Here is a 1135-nt window from a genome sequence, read left to right on the forward strand (position 1 = left end):
TTTTGTTGGGCGACGTTAGCCGGAACGGCGAGCGGTGCGAGCCGCAGCCGGCGCAAAGCCCAGGCGTATCTTAGACAAAATTAGGTCAAGTGTTTTGTTGGGCGACGTTAGCCGGAACGGCGAGCGGTGCGAGCCGCAGCCGGCGCAAAGCCCAGGCGTATCTTAGACAAAATTAGGTCAAGCGCTGCGTTGAGCGACATTTGTTTTGGATGGGAGTGTTTGCGCAGCAAAACACGAAGAACAAAACTACGCCGCAGGCGTAATGTCGCTCAACGTTTTAGCAGCTTGGCGAAGTGGCGGAAATCGAAGTACAAATGTTCAGCTTTGCACTAAAGTTCAATCGAAGAACTGCCGTTGAATTTAGCACTAAACCCGCCATTTTGCCAAACTGCCCGTTACCTGCTGCCATTTTTTATTTCTTTGTTTATTCGTTCAATTATTTTCGGTAAATCTTTGTCTATAAGTTCTCTAAATCGTTTCTCTATAATTTGCTCAATGTCGTTGCTGTCATTTTCAAAATATTTTTCAATGTCGGTTTTCGTTAGAATTTGTTTCTGAAATGCTTGATGCCATTGAGGTCTTAAAAGTCCGTTTGCTTTTACAACCTTTGTGAAAACGTCATTATTTGCCTTGTAAATTTCGTAAAGTTTCTCTCTTTCTTTCTGTTCGCCAAGTCCAATTTTGCAGTCAAAAGTAACTTGATTACTTCTTAAATTAAATTCAAAAAGAAACATCCAATTTTCGGTTAAGTCGTCTGTTTGAGAAACAAGTCCTACATCTTTTAGAGTTTGTAAGTTGTCATACAAATAGTTTGGTTGAAAACGAATATATGTCTTGCTACTTTGAAAAGGACGGATTGATTTTTCGTTTGAAACAAGGTTTTGAATTTTGTTCCAAATTTCACTGCTGTCTGTTGGTACTGAATACTTAAAAACAAGGTCAAAAGCCGATTTGTATTTTTTGTAAAGTTGTTGAGCAACTTTTTCTATTTCTTCATTTTTGTTAAGCATAGATTTCAATGTTTGTAAATATTGTTCAAAAACAAAACGAGTTTTGTCTGCAAGTTTTAATCGTTGACTTGAATTGAGCGTGTTGCATAACCTCTAAATTTTTAAAAAAGCCCAAATTTTCTCCC

At 38.5% G+C, this 1135-nt stretch carries 2 protein-coding genes; one reads left to right on the plus strand and one right to left on the minus strand.

The window, feature by feature from the left end:
- Nucleotides 1-205 precede the first annotated feature (205 nt).
- Nucleotides 206-358 (plus strand): hypothetical protein, encoded by a 153-nt coding sequence (locus LC115_11815; GenBank protein ID MCZ2357350.1) that lies wholly within the window; start codon nucleotides 206-208, stop codon nucleotides 356-358.
- Between the two features lie 37 nt (nucleotides 359-395).
- Here LC115_11815 and LC115_11820 read toward each other — a convergent pair whose 3' ends face one another.
- Entirely contained in the window at nucleotides 396-1010 is a 615-nt protein-coding gene (locus tag LC115_11820; protein MCZ2357351.1) for a hypothetical protein, read from the minus strand.
- Nucleotides 1011-1135: the final 125 nt, after the last annotated feature.

Source organism: Bacteroidia bacterium (assembly GCA_026932145.1).
Lineage (GTDB): Bacteria > Bacteroidota > Bacteroidia > J057 > JAIXKT01 > JAIXKT01.

Excerpts from the sequence above, each read along its gene's own strand:
- LC115_11820 (MCZ2357351.1), bottom strand. The coding sequence starts at position 1,010 with ATGCTTAACAAAAATGAAGAAATAGAAAAAGTTGCTCAACAACTTTAC.